The organism is Lysobacter stagni, assembly GCF_030053425.1.
Classification (GTDB): domain Bacteria; phylum Pseudomonadota; class Gammaproteobacteria; order Xanthomonadales; family Xanthomonadaceae; genus Lysobacter_J; species Lysobacter_J stagni.
In genome coordinates, this window is the sequence record NZ_JASGBI010000001.1 from 2,277,342 (window position 1) to 2,294,601 (window position 17,260).

18 protein-coding genes are annotated in these 17,260 nt (G+C 68.4%); 14 read left to right on the forward strand and 4 right to left on the reverse strand.

Annotated features, from left to right (window positions below; all coding sequences use genetic code 11):
• Positions 1-37: 37 nt before the first annotated feature.
• Positions 38-991 carry an AAA family ATPase gene (locus QLQ15_RS10665; RefSeq protein WP_283212758.1) on the reverse strand — a complete coding sequence of 318 codons (954 nt, stop codon included), beginning with the start codon at positions 989-991 and terminating at the stop codon, positions 38-40.
• Positions 992-1,095: 104 nt separating this feature from the next.
• On the opposite strand from QLQ15_RS10665, the gene QLQ15_RS10670 reads away from it, so the two are divergent.
• Complete coding sequence (locus QLQ15_RS10670; protein ID WP_283212759.1) at positions 1,096-2,943, forward strand: ArnT family glycosyltransferase; 1,848 nt, start codon at positions 1,096-1,098, stop codon at positions 2,941-2,943.
• A gap of 6 nt (positions 2,944-2,949) precedes the next feature.
• Here QLQ15_RS10670 and QLQ15_RS10675 read toward each other — a convergent pair whose 3' ends face one another.
• A complete protein-coding gene (locus tag QLQ15_RS10675; protein ID WP_283212760.1) occupies positions 2,950-3,534 on the reverse strand; it encodes a Maf family protein in 585 nt (194 codons plus the stop codon).
• Entirely contained in the window at positions 3,531-3,890 is a 360-nt protein-coding gene (locus QLQ15_RS10680; protein ID WP_283212761.1) for a hypothetical protein, read from the reverse strand. Before QLQ15_RS10680 ends, QLQ15_RS10675 begins: the two co-directional genes overlap by 4 nt.
• Positions 3,891-4,039: 149 nt before the next feature.
• Here QLQ15_RS10680 and QLQ15_RS10685 point away from each other — a divergent pair, with 149 nt between their 5' ends.
• From QLQ15_RS10685 to QLQ15_RS10745, 13 genes are all read left to right on the forward strand, one after another.
• Positions 4,040-4,558, forward strand: a complete 519-nt coding sequence (locus QLQ15_RS10685) for a YceD family protein (RefSeq protein WP_283212762.1) — start codon at positions 4,040-4,042, stop codon at positions 4,556-4,558.
• A gap of 18 nt (positions 4,559-4,576) precedes the next feature.
• The gene (gene rpmF, locus QLQ15_RS10690; protein ID WP_158982056.1) at positions 4,577-4,771 is read left to right on the forward strand and encodes a 50S ribosomal protein L32; all 195 of its coding nucleotides are present in this window, start codon (positions 4,577-4,579) and stop codon (positions 4,769-4,771) included.
• A gap of 172 nt (positions 4,772-4,943) precedes the next feature.
• Positions 4,944-5,924, forward strand: coding sequence for a beta-ketoacyl-ACP synthase III (locus QLQ15_RS10695; protein ID WP_283212763.1), 981 nt, complete (start codon positions 4,944-4,946; stop codon positions 5,922-5,924).
• A gap of 178 nt (positions 5,925-6,102) precedes the next feature.
• Positions 6,103-7,062, forward strand: a complete 960-nt coding sequence (fabD, locus tag QLQ15_RS10700) for an ACP S-malonyltransferase (RefSeq protein WP_283212764.1) — start codon at positions 6,103-6,105, stop codon at positions 7,060-7,062.
• On the forward strand, positions 7,059-7,805 hold the full coding sequence (fabG, locus tag QLQ15_RS10705; RefSeq protein ID WP_283212765.1) for a 3-oxoacyl-ACP reductase FabG: 747 nt from the start codon (positions 7,059-7,061) through the stop codon (positions 7,803-7,805). Before fabD ends, fabG begins: the two co-directional genes overlap by 4 nt.
• Positions 7,806-7,937: 132 nt before the next feature.
• On the forward strand, positions 7,938-8,177 hold the full coding sequence (gene acpP, locus QLQ15_RS10710; RefSeq protein ID WP_031373652.1) for an acyl carrier protein: 240 nt from the start codon (positions 7,938-7,940) through the stop codon (positions 8,175-8,177).
• 160 nt (positions 8,178-8,337) lie between these two features.
• Positions 8,338-9,585, forward strand: a complete 1,248-nt coding sequence (gene fabF / locus QLQ15_RS10715; RefSeq protein ID WP_283212766.1) for a beta-ketoacyl-ACP synthase II — start codon at positions 8,338-8,340, stop codon at positions 9,583-9,585.
• Positions 9,586-9,745: 160 nt separating this feature from the next.
• The gene (locus tag QLQ15_RS10720; protein WP_283212767.1) at positions 9,746-11,113 is read left to right on the forward strand and encodes an aminodeoxychorismate synthase component I; all 1,368 of its coding nucleotides are present in this window, start codon (positions 9,746-9,748) and stop codon (positions 11,111-11,113) included.
• A gap of 8 nt (positions 11,114-11,121) precedes the next feature.
• Positions 11,122-11,931 carry an aminodeoxychorismate lyase gene (gene pabC, locus QLQ15_RS10725; RefSeq protein ID WP_283212768.1) on the forward strand — a complete coding sequence of 270 codons (810 nt, stop codon included), beginning with the start codon at positions 11,122-11,124 and terminating at the stop codon, positions 11,929-11,931.
• Positions 11,928-13,016 (forward strand): endolytic transglycosylase MltG, encoded by a 1,089-nt coding sequence (mltG, locus tag QLQ15_RS10730; RefSeq protein ID WP_432277798.1) that lies wholly within the window; start codon positions 11,928-11,930, stop codon positions 13,014-13,016. Before pabC ends, mltG begins: the two co-directional genes overlap by 4 nt.
• Entirely contained in the window at positions 13,013-13,651 is a 639-nt protein-coding gene (gene tmk / locus QLQ15_RS10735) for a dTMP kinase (protein WP_283212769.1), read from the forward strand. The genes mltG and tmk overlap by 4 nt, the downstream gene beginning before the upstream one ends.
• Positions 13,648-14,628, forward strand: a complete 981-nt coding sequence (locus tag QLQ15_RS10740; protein ID WP_283212770.1) for a DNA polymerase III subunit delta' — start codon at positions 13,648-13,650, stop codon at positions 14,626-14,628. Before tmk ends, QLQ15_RS10740 begins: the two co-directional genes overlap by 4 nt.
• Positions 14,625-14,990 carry a PilZ domain-containing protein gene (locus QLQ15_RS10745; protein ID WP_283212771.1) on the forward strand — a complete coding sequence of 122 codons (366 nt, stop codon included), beginning with the start codon at positions 14,625-14,627 and terminating at the stop codon, positions 14,988-14,990. Before QLQ15_RS10740 ends, QLQ15_RS10745 begins: the two co-directional genes overlap by 4 nt.
• A gap of 165 nt (positions 14,991-15,155) precedes the next feature.
• Here the strand turns inward: QLQ15_RS10745 and QLQ15_RS10750 are convergent, their stop codons facing one another.
• Positions 15,156-17,240 carry a 3-hydroxyacyl-CoA dehydrogenase NAD-binding domain-containing protein gene (locus tag QLQ15_RS10750; protein WP_283212772.1) on the reverse strand — a complete coding sequence of 695 codons (2,085 nt, stop codon included), beginning with the start codon at positions 17,238-17,240 and terminating at the stop codon, positions 15,156-15,158.
• Positions 17,241-17,260: the final 20 nt, after the last annotated feature.

Genomic DNA, 17,260 nt, shown 5'->3' on the forward strand with positions numbered 1-17,260 from the left:
CGCGCATACAGGCGCCGGACCGCAGCTGCGGGCATGGTCAGTCCACCGGCACCGCGTGCAGGATCGCCTTGGCCAGTGCGGCGTCCTTGCCGGCATCCACTTCCGCCACCAACCGATGCGCGGCCACGGCGGGGAACAGGGCCTGCACGTCCTCGGGCAACACGTGCGCGCGGCCCAGCAGCAACGCATACGCACGCGACGCACGCAGCAGCGCCAAGCCCGCGCGGGGCGACAGGCCCACGCGCACGCCCGGATGACGACGGCTGCGGGCGAGCAGCGCCTGCACGTAGGCGATCAACGCGTCGCTTGCGTGCACCTGCTGAACGACGCGCCGCGCATCCTGCACATCGGCGCTGCCCAGCAGTGGCAGCACCTTGGCGATCATGTCGCGACGGTCGTCGCCGGCGAGCAGGTCGCGTTCGGCGCTCTCACCGGGATAGCCCAGGCTCAGGCGTAGCAGGAAGCGATCCAGTTGCGAATCGGGCAACGGGTACGTGCCGGACAGGTCGACGGGATTCTGCGTCGCGATCACGAAGAACGGATCGGGCAGGGGATGCGTGGTCCCGTCCACCGTGACCTGGTATTCGGCCATCGCTTCCAGCAGCGCGCTCTGCGTACGCGGCGGCGCGCGGTTGATTTCGTCGGCCAGCAGCACCTGCGCGAACACCGGGCCTGCATGGAACTGGAATTCACGCGATTGCGGATCGAACACCGACACGCCGACGACATCGGCCGGCAGCAGGTCGGAGGTGAACTGCACGCGCTGGAAATCCAGTCCCAGCGTCGCGGCGAGCGCGTGTGCCAGCGTGGTCTTGCCCAGGCCCGGGAGGTCTTCGATCAGCAGATGTCCGCCGGCGAGCAGCGCGACGAAGGCAAGGCGCACTTCCTGCGCCTTGCCCAGCACCAGTGCGTTGACCTGTGTCTGCGCACGGTCGAGGGCCAAGCGCAGGCCATCGGTTAGCATGGGCGCCGTCGTGAGGGGTACCGCCATCGTGCGTGTCTCCTGATTGCCGCCGCGGGCGCATCGTTGCCGTGCGCAGGGCGCCCCGAACGGGTCGTCCCGATCAAACCAGAGTGTAGCGAGGTCACGAACGGATGCGGGATGCAGCGAAGACGCAGCGCGCCTTCTGGGTGCTGTGGGTCTCAGTTCTGCTGGTGAAGGTGGCGGTCGCCGCGCGACTGCCGCTGTTCGTCGACGAGGCCTTCTACTGGCAGGAAGGCCAGCATCCGGCTGCCGCGTATTCCGATCTGCCCGGACTTACCGCATGGCTGACCCGCGTCGGCGTGGCCCTGGGGGGCGACACCGCGTTGGCATTGCGCTTGCCGTTCCTGCTGATCGCCGCATGCATTCCGTTGCTGACGGTGCGCATCGCTTCGCGTGAATTCGGTGCGAAGGCCGGCTGGGAAGCGGGGCTGTTCGCCCTGCTGCTGCCGCTGGCAGGCACGCTGGGGTTGATGGCATTGCCGGATGCGGCGATGGCGCTGGCCACGCTGCTGTGCGTGGATGCCGGTGCGCGCTTGCTGAGGCAGGTCACCGCGCAGGCCGCACTCGAACTGGCGGTGGGTCTGGCGCTGGGAGCGCTGTGCCATTACCGGTTCATCGCGGTGATCGGTGTGGGGTTCATCGCGCTGCTGATGCTGGAAGAGGGGCGACGCGCGCTGCGCGACGTGCGCGTGATGATCGCCATCGCCTTCGGCGCATCGGCATGGGTGCCGCTGGTCGCCTGGAACCTGGACAACGCCGATGCAGGGCTGCGCTTCCAGCTGGTCGATCGGCATCCGTGGTCGTTCCACGTGGACGGGCTGCTCTTCCTGCTGGTGCAGCCGCTGCTGGTGACACCCCTGCTGTTCGCGGCCCTGTGCGTGGCGGCCTGGCGCAGCCTGCGGTGCGCATCGACCGTGTCGCGCTACTTCGCGCTGCTGGGCGCGGGCATCGTGGCCGGCTTCTTCGTGCTGGGATTCTTCGCCGACACCGAACGGGTGAGTTTCCACTGGCCGCTGCCCGGGTACCTGGCGCTGCTGCCTTTGTTGCCCGCCGTGCTGGCCTCCTGGCCACGCGGATGGCGCGTGGCCACGCTGGCGTTGGCGGCAGTGGGCCTGGCTGCCAACCTGGGCTACTACGTGGCCGTGTCCAGCGCGCACTGGCGCGAGATCAACGCGGCGAAGAAGTGGTATCCGTCCAACTTCGCTGGCTGGCAGCCTCTGGCCGATGCGGTGCGTGCGCGACTGGCGACGATGCCGCCCGGCACGCGGTTGGTGGCCGACAACTTCAAGATCGGTTCCGAACTGGGTTTCGCCCTCGGCGATCCGCGCATCGAGGTACTCGATCACCCGATCAACCAGAAACACGGCCGTGCACCTCAGTTGCGCTTGTGGGGATTGCACACGGCAGGGCGCGAGGCGTGGGGTGAAGGGCCTGTGCTGCTGGTGGTCGGCGCGACCGAAGTGAAGTACCGCGACCTGCTCGCGCGTTACCACGAACTGTGCGCGGTGGTGGGCCCATTGCCGCCAGCTCAGGTGCTCAATGTCGATCATGGGCGCCAGCGCTTCCTTCTGTTCGCGCTGGATGGCCCGCGCGCGCCAGGGCCGTGCACGACGCCGGCGATGGCATGGGTCGATGCGCCCGTGGCCGATGCGCGCGTGGGCGAGCGCTTCGACGTGCGCGGCTGGGCGTTCAAGGACGGTGCCGGGCTGGCCGGCATCGACGTGACGCTGGACGGCCGCGTCGTCGCACAGGCGCGTTACGGCACGCCGTTCGACGGGCTGCGGACGGTGTGGCCCATGTCCAACGATCCCCAGCATCCGAATGTGGGCTTCGAGGCGAACGTGGACCTGCGCGGGCAATCGATGGCGCCGGGCCCGCATTGGCTGGGCCTGCGACTGCACGGTCACGATGGCAGCATTGAGACCTGGTCGGAACAGCCCGTCGTGCTGACGGAATGACGCCAGCTAGGGAAGGGTAAAGCCGGCCTGTCGAAGCAATCGTGCCGTCGCGATCAGCGGCAGGCCGATCAGCGCGGTGGGGTCGCGGGTGTCGATGGCGTCGAACAGCGCGATGCCCAGCCCTTCGGACTTGAAGCTGCCGGCGCAGTCATAAGGCTGTTCAGCGGCGAGGTAGCGCTCGATATCCCCTTCCGCCAATTCGCGGAACCGCACCACGGTGAAGTCGAGCGCTTCCAGCGGTTCGTGGCCGACGCGCGCCAGGCACAGTCCGGTCTGGAAGCGGACCTCCCGGCCCGACATCGCGCCGAGCTGGGCGCGGGCGGTCGCGTGGTCGCCGGGCTTGCCGATGGGTTGGCCGTCGAACTCGGCGACCTGGTCGGAGCCGATCACCCAGGCGTCCGGATGATGCGTGGCGACGGCTTCGGCCTTGGCGCGCGCGAGGCGGCGGGCCAGGACGACCGGGGCTTCCCCGGGCTGAGGGGTTTCATCGACGTCCGGCCGGGCGACGTCGAACGCCAGACGCAGGCGGGACAGTAGTTCGCGCCGATAGACCGAAGTGGACGCCAGGACCAGGCGGAGCGGGGCGCTCATACCATTGGAGCGCGTGCCTGGGCGATGCGCGATAATTGCTGGTCGATGCGGTCGCGGGCGGCGTCGATCGAGCTGCGCACCTCGCCGAGCTGGGCCAGGCTGGCCTCGCGGCCATGGTCGCGCAACCACAGGCGCTGGCGCAGCATTTCGCGCATGGCCTCGCCGACGGGGTCGTCGCCACCGCTTCCGGCCACGGCTTCGATCTCCGCCCGGGCGATCCGCAGCTGGGCTTCCAGCGCGTCCGCGGCGTCCAGTACGTCGCGCAGGGCGCGGTCGCGCCGGCTGGGCCGATTGCGGGCAAATACCAGCGCAGCGACCAGGAGCGCGGAAAGCAGCACGAGCAGGGCGATGGTCACGGCAGGGATTTCGGGCTGAATGGGATGGCTCCAGTCTGAGGCCGGCAACCCCGGCCCGCAAATGAACCTGCACGGCCCGTGACGGGCCATACGGAGCGACGGGTTCAGGTTTGACAGGAGGCGTTGGGGTCCATAACATTCCGCAGCTTATGTCAGCGGACCTGCCCGAGATTCTTGATGCTTGGCGCATGGTGGCGGCACGGCGCGGCGTTGAAGGCCGCGTGCCGTTGTCATCGCTGACGCGGTTGCGGGACAGTCTGGCCGACACCGAAGGCGACGTGCGGTTCGCGATCGAATTCGATCACGATTCGCTGCGGGTGCCCTATGTCGAGCTTCGCATCGATGCCGAGTTGCCGCTGATCTGTCAGCGCAGCCTGCAGCGGTTCCTGTTGCCGGTGAACATCGTGCAGCGGCTCGGTCTTATCCGCCATGAAGCGGACGAAGCCGCGCTGCCGCCAGGATACGAGCCGCTGCTGATGCCCGAAGACGGCCAGTTGCGGACCGTCGAACTGGTCGAGGATGAGTTGATCCTCGCCGTTCCGGTCGTGCCGATCATGCCCGGCACGGAAGCGGTGGAGCGCGACTGGCCCGCGGCCGAACAGGCCAAGGAGCCGGAACGTGCGAATCCCTTCGCGGCGTTGTCGGCATTGAAGAAACATTCGAACTAGTTTTTTTGGAGCAAGACCATGGCTGTCCAGAAGTCCCGCGTTTCCCCGTCCAAGCGTGGCATGCGCCGTTCGCACGATGCGCTGTCCGCCAAGCAGCTGGCCACCGACCCGACCACGGGCGAGACCCACCTGCGTCACCACGTCACCGCCGACGGCTACTACCGTGGCAAGAAGGTGATCGACACCAAGACCAAGGTTGTCGACGAAGAGTAAGCTCTCCGTCCATCCGCCGCGCCGCGCGCAGGTCGCTTGACGACCGGCGCGGCCGCCGCCCGGCCGGACAGTCCGGAACCGCCAGGCCCCTCGTGGACGGCGGCTGAAGCGGCGGTGCTCTACCGCTGGTTCGGCCAGCGGATCCCGACAACGGCTGTGCAGCGGAGTGGCGATGACGCAAACGATTTATTCCCGCATCGCGGGAACCGGCAGCTACCTTCCCGAGAAGGTGCTGACCAACGACGACCTGGCCAAGATCGTCGATACCAGCGATGAGTGGATCGCCGCGCGCACGGGCATCCGTGAGCGCCATATCGCCGCGGAAGGCGAAACCACGTCGGACCTCGCCTACCACGCCGCCACGCGCGCGCTGGAAGCGGCCGGCGTCGATGCCAAGGACCTCGATCTGATCGTGGTCGGCACGACCACGCCGGACCTCATCTTTCCCTCGACCGCCTGCCTGCTGCAGCACCGCCTCGGCGCGAACGGCTGCCCCGCGTTCGACGTCAATGCCGCCTGCACGGGTTTCGTCTATGCGCTGACGGTGGCCGACAAGTTCATCCGTTCCGGCGCCGCGAAGACGGTGCTGGTGGTCGGCGCGGAAACGCTCACCCGCATGCTTGACTGGAGCGACCGCTCCACCTGCGTGCTGTTCGGCGACGGCGCCGGCGCGGTGGTGCTCAAGGCCGACACCGAGACCGGCATCCTCAGTACCCACATGCATGCCGATGGCGGCAAGAAGGAACTGCTGTGGAACCCGGTCGGCGTGTCGGTCGGATTCAAGCCGGAAGAACACAACGCCGGCGTGCGCGTGCTGATGACCGGTAACGAGGTCTTCAAGCATGCGGTGAAGGCGCTCGACTCCGTCGTCGAGGAAACGCTGGAAGCCAACGGGCTGGATCGCCATGACATCGACTGGCTGATTCCGCACCAGGCCAACCTGCGCATCATCGAAGCCACGGCCAAGCGCCTGGACATGCCGATGGACCGCGTGATCGTCACCGTCGACAAGCACGGCAACACCTCGTCGGGCTCGGTGCCGCTGGCGCTGGACGAAGCGGTGCGTTCGGGCAAGGTGCAGCGCGGTCAGCTGGTGCTGCTGGAAGCCTTCGGCGGCGGTTTCACCTGGGGCTCGGCGCTGCTGCGTTACTGAACCCGGGTCTGCGCCCCGACACGACGCCTCCGCCGGCAACGGCGGGGGCGTTCTCGTTTGCGGGCACAGGAACGCGTTTCACGGTTCCGCAATGGCGGCGGTGCTTCAGTACGTGGCGGTACAGACGTCCTAGAGCAAACACTCGTATCATGCGCACTCTTTTTTCAGGGACCCCCGCGTGACCGATACCGCACCCGAGACGACGCTGGCCTTCGTCTTCCCCGGCCAGGGCTCGCAGTCGCTGGGCATGCTCGCCGAACTGGCGGAACTGCACCCCATCGTTCGCGAGACCTTCGTCGAAGCCAGCGACGGTGCCGGTGTCGATCTGTGGGCGCTCAGCCAGGGCGGTCCCGAGGAAATGCTCAATCGCACCGAGTACACGCAGCCGGCACTGCTCGCCGCGGGCGTGGCGGTATGGCGCGCGTGGCAGCACAAGGGCGGCCGTACGCCGGCACTGTTGTCCGGCCACAGCCTGGGCGAATACACGGCGCTGGTCGCCGCCGGCGCGCTGTCGCTGAAGGACGGCGCGCATCTCGTGCGCCTGCGCGGCCAGCTGATGCAGGAGGCCGCGCCCACCGGTGTCGGTGCGATGGCCGCCGTGCTCGGCGCCGAAGACGCGCTGGTGCAGGAAGTCTGCGATGCCGTGTCCGGTACCGAGGTCGTGGTCCCGGCCAATTTCAATTCGCCCGGCCAGATCGTGATCGGCGGCCACGCCGCAGCGGTCGACAAGGCGCTGGCGATGCTCGGCGAACGCGGTGTGCGCAAGACGGTGAAGCTTGCCGTCAGCGTGCCCTCGCACACGCCGTTGATGCGCGACGCGGCCAACCGCCTGGCCGAAGCGATGGCCGGCCTGTCATGGCGCATGCCGGATCGTCCGGTCGTGCAGAACGTCGATGCGAAGGTGCACGGCAGCGTCGATGCCATCCGCGACGCGCTCGTGCGCCAGCTGTACCTCCCGGTGCAATGGACCGGTTGCGCGCAGGCGCTGATGGCGCAAGGCGCCACGCGCATGGGCGAGTGCGGCCCGGGCAAGGTGCTGGCCGGACTGATCAAGCGCATCGACAAATCGGTCGATGCGCGCGCGCTCGGTACGCCGGGCGAATTCGAATCCGCTTTCGAGGAATGGAACAAGGCATGAGCGAGAAGCTGCTTTCCGGAGAGATCGCCCTCGTCACCGGCGCCAGCCGCGGTATCGGCGCGGCGATCGCCGACGAACTGGCCGCGCAGGGCGCGACGGTCATCGGTACCGCCACGTCCGAAGCCGGCGCGAAGGCGATCGGCGATCGCCTGGCGGCCCACGGCGGCCACGGCCGTGTGCTCGATGTCGGCGCTGCGGGCGCCATCGAGGAACTGATCGAGGGCATCGCCAAGGACATCGGCGCGGTGTCGATCCTGGTCAACAACGCCGGCATCACTCGCGACAACCTGCTGATGCGCATGAAGGACGAGGACTGGCAGGCCATCCTCGACACCAACCTCACCAGCGTCTACCGCAGCAGCAAGGCGGTGATGCGCTCGATGATGAAGGCGCGCAAGGGCCGCATCATCAACATCGCTTCCGTCATCGGCGTGACCGGCAACGCCGGCCAGGCCAATTACGCCGCCGCCAAGGCGGGCATCATCGCTTTCAGCAAGTCGCTGGCGAAGGAAATCGGCAGTCGCGGCATCACCGTGAACGTGGTCGCGCCGGGCTTCATCGACACCGACATGACCCGCGCGCTGCCGGAAGACGCGAAGAACGCGATGCTGGGCCAGATCGCGCTGGGCCGCTTCGGCGAACCGGCCGACATCGCACGCGCGGTGGCCTTCCTGGCCGGCCCGTCGGCGGCCTACATCACCGGCGAGACCCTGCACGTCAACGGTGGCATGTACATGCCGTAAGACGCCCATGCCGGGCTCAATGTTTCAGCTGTAACCGCTTGAACCCCAAGGACTTTCGCGTATGCTCGCGATCGTCCACGATTCATTTAGACTATTCCGTCGAATATCCCGTCCCGGGAGGAGTGAGTACCCATGAGCAGCATCGAAGAGCGCGTCAAGAAGATCGTGGTCGAACAGCTTGGCGTTAAGGAAGAAGAAGTCACCAACAACGCTTCGTTCGTCGACGACCTCGGCGCTGACTCGCTCGACACCGTCGAGCTGGTGATGGCCCTCGAAGAAGAGTTCGAGTGCGAGATCCCGGACGAGGAAGCCGAGAAGATCACCTCGGTGCAGCAGGCCATCGACTACGTGAAGGCTCACGTCAAGTCGTAAGCCTCGCCCTGCGGCGCCGGCCGATGGCCGGTGCCTACAGGCAAGCCGCCGCCTGGTTCAGGCGCGGTCGCTTGAAAAACACAGACCGGGGCCGCATTGCGGCCCCGTGTCTTATGAGCCGGACCATGCGCCGGCGTAGTGTTCGAAGACGGAGTGTTTCATGTCCAATCGCCCCCTCCGACGCGTCGTCGTCACCGGCCTCGGCATCGTTTCGCCGCTGGGCAACGACCTGGCCAGCAGCTGGGACGGTATCGTCAACGGTCGCTCCGGCATCGGCCCGATCACGAATTTCGACGCCTCTGCCTTCACCACCCGCATCGCGGGCGAGGTGCGCGACTTCGACATCACCCAGTGGGTGAATCCGAAGGACGCGAAGAAGATGGAGGAGTTCATCCATTACGGCGTCGCCGCATCGATGATGGCGATGAAGGACGCCGACCTCACCGTCGACGATTCCAACGCCGAGCGCATCGGTGCGCTGATCGGCTCGGGCATCGGCGGCCTGCTCGGCATCGAAGAGCAGACGATCAAGTACCACGAAGGCGGCCCGCGCAAGGTGTCGCCGTTCTACGTGCCCAGCACCATCATCAACATGCTGCCCGGCCAGGTTTCGCTGCTGACCGGCATCAAGGGGCCGAATTTCTCCGCCGTCTCGGCCTGCGCCACCGCCAACCATTCCATCGGCATGGCGATGCGCATGATCCAGTACGGCGATGCCGACGTGATGGTCGCCGGTGGCGCCGAGCGCGGCTCCTCGCCGACGTCGGTCGCCGGCTTCTGCTCGATGAAGGCGATGTCCACGCGCAACGACGACCCGACGCACGCCTCGCGCCCGTGGGACAAAGACCGCGACGGCTTCGTGCTCGGCGACGGTGCCGGCATCCTGGTGCTGGAGGAATACGAACGCGCCAAGGCGCGTGGCGCGCGCATCTACTGCGAGCTGGCCGGTTTCGGCGCCAGTTCCGACGCGTTCCACATGACCGCGCCGAGCGAGAACGGCGAAGGTCCGGCGCGTTGCATGGTCGCGGCGATGAAGGACGCGGGCGTCAATGCCGACCAGATCGAGTACCTCAACGCGCACGGCACCTCGACGCCGCTGGGCGATCTGGCCGAAACGCTCGCCATCAAGCGCGCGCTGGGCGACCACGCGTACAAGACCATGGTCAGCTCGACCAAGTCGATGACCGGCCACCTGCTCGGCGCGGCCGGCGGCGTGGAGGCCATCTTCTCCGTGCTGGCGCTGCACGACGGCATCATCCCGCCGACGATCAACCTGTTCGAGGCGGGCGAGGGCTGCGACCTGGACTACGTGCCCAACGTGGCGCGCGAGAAGAAGATCGACGTGGCGATGTCCAACGGCTTCGGCTTCGGCGGCACCAACGGCACGCTGGTGTTCAAGCGGATCTGACGGCAGGCCTCGCGCGGTGTCTGGACGATCCCCGCTTCGGCGGGGATCGTTGTTTGGGGCCTTCCTTCCCGCGAGGGCGCGGCTCCCGGGCCGCCCTACGACGGCATGTCTCCACCGCGAAGGCAGCGTCCTTCCGGCCGCGATAGACGACAATATCGCCATGCTGCTGACCCACCCCCTTCCGGCGTCCTTCGACCTGCTCTCGCTCCAGCGCCTGGCGCCCGGGCGCTACCCGATGCTGTTGGAATCCAGCGCGCACGGCACCGCGCAGGGTCGCTGGGACATGCTGCTGGTCGCTGGCGTGGGTGCGTTGCGCCTGGATGCGGACGGCACGGTCCGCGACGAGCACGGGGTGGATGCCGGGCGTGATTTCTTCGCTGCTCTCGATGCCCGCTGGCAAGCCGAGCGCGTCCCGCGCGACGAGCCGCGTTGGCCCTTCCGCGGCGGCTGGGCGCTGCTGCTCGGCTACGAAGCGGCAGCGCAGGTGGAACCGATCCTGCACCTGCCGCGCGCCGAAGGCCGGCTGCCAGCTGCGATGGCTCTGCGTTGCCCGGCAGCGGTGCTGCGCGACCACACCAGCGGTGAATGCGTGCTCGTCGTCGAGACCGCACATGAATCGCTGCGTGCGAGCGTGCTCGAAGACGTTGCCGCGCTCGCGTCGCAGCCGACGCTGCGGTCCTGGCAGGTGCCGGTCGCGCTGGAGGAGGACGAGCCGCAACGCTTCATCGATGGCGTGCGCCGCGTGCTCGACTACCTCGCCGCCGGCGATGTCTTCCAGGCCAACCTGTCGCGCGGCTGGCGCGCGCGCTTCGATCGCGGCGTGGAGGCGGCGGAACTCTTCCAGCGGCTGCGCGAGAACAACCCCGCGCCGTTCGCGGGCGTGTTCGCCGGCGATGACTGGGCCGTGGTGAGCGCCTCGCCGGAGCGACTGGTGTCGGTGCGCGGCGACGTGGTCGAAACGCGCCCGATCGCAGGCACGCGCCCGCGCTTCGCCGGCGACGACGACGCGACGCGCATCCAGGAACTGGTGGGTCATCCGAAGGAACGCGCCGAGCACGTGATGCTGATCGACCTGGAACGCAACGATCTGGGTCGCGTGTGCACGCCGGGCAGCGTCGAGGTCGACGAGCTGATGACGGTGGAAAGCTATGCGCACGTGCACCACATCGTCAGCAACGTGCGCGGACGCCTGCGCGCCGAAGCGACGCCGGGACAGGTGATCCGCGCGGTATTCCCCGGCGGCACCATCACCGGCTGCCCGAAGGTCCGCTGCATGCAGATCATCGCGGAACTGGAAGGCGTGGGGCGTGGCGCCTACACCGGTGCGATGGGCTGGCTCAACCGCGATGGCGACCTGGACCTCAACATCCTCATCCGCAGCGCCGAACTGGAGCGCGACGAGGCAGGCAGCGCGCTGCGGTTCCGCACCGGTGCCGGCATCGTCGCCGATTCCGACCCCGCCAAGGAACTCGACGAGACGCGCGCCAAGGCACGCGGCATGTTGCGCGCGCTGGGAGTGGCCGGGTGATCGCGCCCATGCGCCATTTCGCCGGCGATGAGGCGATTGTGGCGACGCCCGACCACGATCGCGGTCTCGCCTATGGCGATGGCCTGTTCGAGACCATGCGCGCGCACGGCGGCGTCATCCACTGGTGGCCGGCGCACTGGCACCGGCTCGAACGCGGCGCGCAGGTGCTGCGGATCCCGTTGCCCGACGAAGCGCGCGTGCGTCGCGAATGCGAGGCGTTGCTCGACGGCGGGGCGGGGGTGTTGAAGCTGGTGCTCACGCGCGGCGCGGGCGGACGCGGCTATGCGCCGCCGGTGAGCCCCATCCCGCACTGGGCCATCTCCCTGCATCCCGTGCCGGACCGTGGGCCCGCCGACGGATTGCACCTGCGCTGGTGCGACACGCGCCTGGCGCTGCAGCCGGTGTTGGCCGGCATCAAGCACTGCAACCGGCTCGAACAGGTGCTGGCGCGCGCCGAATGGAACGAACCGGACATCCACGAGGGCCTGGTGCGCAGCATGGAGGGCGATGTCGTCTGCGCGACGGCGGCCAATGTGTTCGTGCTGCGCAATGACCATTGGACCACGCCCGCGGTGGACCGCTGCGGTATCGCCGGCGTGTGCCGCGACTGGGCCCTGCAGGCGCTGGGGGCCGACGAGACGCGCCTGGCTGTGACCGATGTCGAAGCCGCCGACGCCATTTTCCTGTGCAATGCCGCGCGCGGTATCCTGCCCGTCGCGCGGCTGCGCGATCGTTCGTGGCGACCGCATCCGCAGGTGCTCGAACTCCAGCGCCGGCTGGCCGCCGAGCATCCCGCATTCGCCACGGAGGTTGCGTGAGTCGCAAATCTGGACGCCGCTTCGGCGGTCTGCTTTTCCTGCTGCTCCTTTCGGCCGCCGTGGCCGGGACATGGCTGTGGCAGCGCTACACCAGTTTTGCCGACGCACCGCTCGCGGGCATCGAGAACGGACAGACGCTGGTGGTGGAACCGGGTGATTCGCTCCCGGCCGTGGTGCGCAAGTTGCGCGCCACCGGCGTGCGGACCGGCGAGCCCATCCAGTGGCGCGCGCTGGCCAAGCAACTGGGCGCCGCGGGCAAACTCCAGGTGGGCGAGTACGAACTGGAGAAGAACACCTCGCCGCGCAAGCTGCTGGTGGCGATGCGCGACGGCAGGGTGGTGCGCCGCCGCTTCACCATCGTCGAGGGCTGGAACATCCGCGAGCTGCGCGCGGCGCTCAAGCGCGCGGGTGAACTCGAGCACGAGACGGATCAACTGGACGACGCGGCGTTGATGAAGGCGCTGGGTCATCCCGGCCAGCATCCCGAGGGCCGTTTCCTGCCCGAGACGTACCTGTTCGTTCGCGGCGACAGCGACCTCGACATCCTCAGCCGCGCGCATGAGGCGATGGACAAGGCGCTGGCAGCGGCGTGGGAACAACGGCACGAGGACAGCGTGCTGAAGACGCCCGACGAAATGCTGGTGCTGGCTTCGATCGTCGAGAAGGAGACCGGCATCGCCGAGGAGCGTCCGCGCATCGCGGGGCTGTTCGAACAGCGCCTGCGCATCGGCATGCGCCTGCAGACCGATCCGACCGTGATCTACGGTCTGGGCGCCAGTTACGACGGCAACATCCGCAAGGTGCATCTCACCACCGACACGCCGTACAACACCTACACGCGCGCCGGCCTGCCGCCCACGCCCATCGCGATGCCGGGCGTGGATGCACTGCAGGCGGTCGCGCGCCCGGCGCCGGGCGAAGACCTGTTCTTCGTGGCGGTGGGTGACGGCAGCGGCCGGCACCTCTTCGCGCGCACCCTGGCCGAACACGATGCCAACGTGCAGCGTTACCTGCAGCGCTACCGACAGGCCCGCGCCGCTGAACGCGCAGGCGCGGACGCAGTGCAGACGCAGGAGCGGCAATGACGCTTCGCACGCTACCGCGCCTGGTCACGCTTGAGGGAGGCGAGGGCGCCGGCAAGTCGACCGTGCTTGCCGCGTTGCGCGAAGCGCTGTCCGCGTCCGGTAGCGAAGTGGTGAGCACCCGCGAGCCGGGTGGCACGCCGTTGGCGGAACAGATCCGCAGCCTGCTGCTGGACACGCATCACGAGCCGCCGACGACCGACGCCGAACTGTTGCTGGTGTTCGCAGCGCGCGCGCAGCACGTGCGCGAGACCATCCTGCCGGCCATCGAGCGTGGCGCGTGGGTCATCAGCGACCGCTTCACCGATGCCAGCTACGCCTACCAGGGCGCGGCACGAGGCGGCGACCTGGGTTTCATTGCCGAACTGGAGCAGCGCGTGGTCGGCATCGAGCCGGGCCTGACCCTGCTGCTGGACGTGCCGGTCGACGTGGGCCTGAAACGCGCGCGGGGTCGTGGCGCGATGGATCGCATCGAATCCGAGCGCGAGGACTTCTTCGAACGCGTGCGCGCCGGCTACCTCGCGCGTGCGCAGGCGCAACCGCAGCGCTTCCGCGTGATCGACGCCACGCAGCCGCAGGCCGACGTGGCCGCGCAGGCCGTGGCGCACCTGCGCGCGTGGATGGAGACGAACGCATGAGCGTGAACGTCGCCACCTTCGCGCCGTGGCAGCAGCGCGTGTACGAACAGGCCGTGGCGGCACTGGGCGCGGGACGTCTGGCGCATGGACTGTTGTTCTGCGGGCCCGCGCAGCTGGGCAAGCGCGCAGTGGCCGAACGTCTCGCGCAACGCCTGCTGTGCCAGAAGCCCGGCCCCGATGGCGAACCCTGCGGCGCGTGCCGCAGCTGTCACCTGCTGGCTGCGGGCACGCATCCGGACTACCACCTCGTGTCCTTCATTCCCAACAAGGAAGGCACGCGGCTGCGCACCGAAATCGTCATCGAGCAGATCCGCCAGCTCTCCGAGCAACTCGCGCTGACGCCGCAATACGGCGGCGCGCAGGTGGTGATCCTCGAACCGGCCGAGGCGATCAACCACGCCGCCTGCAACGCGCTGCTGAAGACGCTGGAAGAGCCCGTGCCGGGCCGTTACCTGTGGCTGGTCAGTTCGCATCCCACGCGCTTGCCGGCGACCATCCGCAGCCGCTGCCAACGGTATGAATTCCGTCTTCCGCAGGCAGACGAGGCGCTGGCCTGGCTGCGCGCCCGCGGGCGTTCGGAAGCGGCCGCCCGTGAAGCGTTGGACGCCGCGCGCGGCCACCCCGGGCTGGCGGAGGAGTGGCTGGAAAACGACGGCCTGAAACTGCGGCGCGACGTGGCCAACGACCTGGCCCGGATCGCGAAGGGCGACGCCGGCGCGGTCGAAACGGCGCAGCGCTGGGTCGGCGACGACGATGCGGGCCTGCGGTTGCGCCATGCGGCCGACCTCGCGCTGACCGAGGCGGCCGGCTTGACCGACCCGGTGCGAACGCGCAGTCTGGCCGCGTGGTTCGATCAGGCGAACCGCACCCGCGACCTGCTGCGCACCACGGTGCGCGCGGACCTCGCGGTGACGGAATTGTTGCTGGCCTGGCGCGCCGCGAGCGGCGGCCGGGTCGAGGGGGGAAGCAGGAGATGAGTGGCATGAATGCAGCAGGCGGCGCGCGCCAGGGCATCCTGTCCTGCGCGATCAAGGACAAGGCGCAGCTCTACACGGCCTACATGCCCTTCCTGAAGGGCGGCGGTATCTTCGTGCCGACGCCCAAGCGCTATTTCCTCGGCGATGAAGTGTTCCTGCTGCTGACGCTGCCGGAATCCGCCGAGCGCCTGCCGGTCGCAGGCAAGGTAGTGTGGGTCACGCCCGTCGGCGCACAGGGCAATCGCCCGGCCGGCATCGGCGTGCAGTTCGCCGACAGCGCCGAAGGCGAGACGGTGCGCAGCCGGATCGAGGCGCTGCTGGCCGGCACGCTGAGCGCGGAGCGGCCGACGCATACGATGTAACGGCGAATGTGGGCAAGCCCACCGCCATCATCGGTATCGATTGCGCGACGGACAACGCCAAGGTTGGACTCTGCCTGGCGACCGTATTGCACGGCCATTGCAAGTAAGACGTCGGAGTTGAAAGGCGCACCCGATCGGATGCGCCTTCAAGTACATCCCTCAGGTTCAGGCCGCCGCAGCGGGTGCCTGGGGTTCCGCACGCAGCGCAGGACTGTTCCAGCCGGGCCGCGGCTTGAACCGGTCGCCATAGCGCTGCTGCAGGATCGACATGCGCGCCAGCAGGCCTTCCACGCCGGTCTCGCGGATGTACTGGATCGGGCCGCCGCGGAACGGCGCGAAACCGGTGCCGAAGATCACGCCGGCATCGAGCAGTTCCGCATCGTCGACCACACCGTCGTGCAGGCACGCCACCGCTTCGTTGAGCAGCGGCAGGATCAGGCGATCCTCCAGGTCCGACGGCATCTGGTAGTCCTTCGGTAGCGCCGGCTTCACGGCCTTGCCGTTCTCCCAGCGATACAGGCCCTGGCTGTCCTTCTTGCCGCGCTTACCGGCTTCCGGCGGCCTGGACAGCGATTCGGGAATCGGCAGGCCGAGGAACGGCGCGAGTTCCGCACCGACGCCGGCTGCCACGTCCAGCCCGACGGTGTCGATCAGTTCGATCGGGCCCATCGGCATGCCGAACTTCACCGCGGCCTTGTCGATCGCCGCGCCCGGAATGCCTTCGGCAAATGCAGTCGCCGCTTCCAGCATGTACGGGAACAGCACGCGGTTGACGAGGAAGCCCGGTGTGCCTGCAACCGGAACGGGCAGCTTGTCGATGGCCTTGCAGAATGCGGCCAGACGCTGCTCGGTCTGCGGCGCGACGCGGTCGTGATGGATGATTTCCACCAGCGGCATCAGCGCGACCGGATTGAAGTAGTGCAGGCCGGCGAAATGCACCGGACGCGCGATGTGCTCGCGCAGCTCGGTCAGCGGGATCGACGAGGTGTTGGTGGTCAGCAGCGCGTCGAACTTCATGCGCGGCTCGAGCGAGGCGTACAGCTCGCGCTTGGCCTCGGCGTTCTCGATGATCGCCTCGATGACCAGGTCCGCATCGGCCACGCCGTCGCCAGCGAGGTCGCCCTTCAGGCGCGCTGATACCGCCGCACGCTTGGCTTCGTCCTTCACCTTCTTCTCGAACATCGACTGCGCACGCGTCAGTGCGCCGTCGATGAAGCGCTGCTCGCGATCCTGCAGCGTGACGTTGAAGCCCTTGGTCGCCGACCACGCGGCGATATCGCCGCCCATCACGCCCGCGCCAACCACGTGCACGTTGCGGATGCCGTGTTCCTTGCCGCCCAGTCCCTTCAATCGCTCCTGCAGGAAGAACACGCGGATCAGGTTGCGTGCGGTCGGGGTGGACGCCAGCTTCACCACCGCCTTGCGCTCGGACGACAGGTGCGACTGGATGCCGCCGCCGCTGTTCGCCCAGCTGTTGATCAGCGCGTACGGCGCGGGGTAGTGCTCCTTGCGCGCCTTGCGTGCGACCTGCTTGGTCAGCATCGGCGCAAGCAGCCGGCGCGCGGGCAGGGTGTTGGTGGCCCAGCCGAGGAAGCGCTGCTTGAACGGACGCTGCGCGCCGCCCTTGAGCGCGTACGCGGCGGCGACGTCGATGAGGCTGGCCACGTCGGTGACCTTGTCGACCAGCCCGTTCGCACGCGCGGCCGAGGCCGACAGCGTGCGGCCGGTGAGCATCATGTCGAATGCCGCCGGCGCGCCGATCAGGCGCGGCAGGCGCACGCTGCCGCCCCAGCCCGGGAAGATGCCGAGCTTCACTTCCGGCAGGCCGATGCGCGTGGACGGGTCATTGCTGGCGACGCGGTAGCGGCAGGCCAGCGAGATCTCGGTGCCGCCGCCCATGCAGAAGCCGTGGATGGCGGCGACGGTCGGGCAGGGAAGTTCGGCCAGGCGCTGGAAGGTCTGCTGGCCGCGGCGGATGGCGTCGCCGACCGTCCCCTTCTCGTCGAAGGCCTGGAATTCCCGGATGTCGGCGCCGGCGATGAAGCCGGAGGCCTTGGCCGAGCGCAGCACCACGCCCTTGGGCGGGTCCAGCGCCAGGCGCTCGATCAGGGTGTCCAGCTCGATCAGAACGTCCTGGGAGAACGTGTTGACCGGGGTGCCGGCCTTGTCGAAGGACAGGACCAGGACGCCGTCGGGGCGCAGTTCGGTCTGCCAGTGCTGGAAGCGGAGACCGTCGAGGCCAGCAATCATTGCGGGACCATCCGTTCAGG